The organism is Halomonas marinisediminis, assembly GCF_004347715.1.
GTDB lineage: Bacteria > Pseudomonadota > Gammaproteobacteria > Pseudomonadales > Halomonadaceae > Halomonas > Halomonas icarae.
In genome coordinates, this window is the sequence record NZ_SLTR01000814.1 from 1 (window position 1) to 226 (window position 226).

Below are 226 nucleotides of genomic sequence, written 5' to 3' on the forward strand. Positions count from 1 at the left end.
CGCTTGCAGCACCTGCCGATCCATATCGTGCACGGCAAGCTCGACTGGATGTTCCCGGTGCAGGTGGCGCGCCAGACCCATCAGGCACTGTCTGCCGCCGGCGCAAACGTGACCTATCGCGAGCTCGATGATCTCAGCCACACTTATCCCCGCGAAATGAACGTGGCGATGCTGGCGTGGATGAACGGCACGTGAAAGCCGCTTATTGCAGCATCGCTTCTTTGAT

The 226-nt window shown here is 59.7% G+C and carries 1 protein-coding gene; it reads left to right on the forward strand.

Annotated features, from left to right (window positions below):
• The coding region (locus E0702_RS18630; RefSeq protein WP_205742173.1) for a hypothetical protein at positions 1-195 on the forward strand (195 nt) is incomplete at its 5' end.
• Positions 196-226 lie beyond the last annotated feature (31 nt).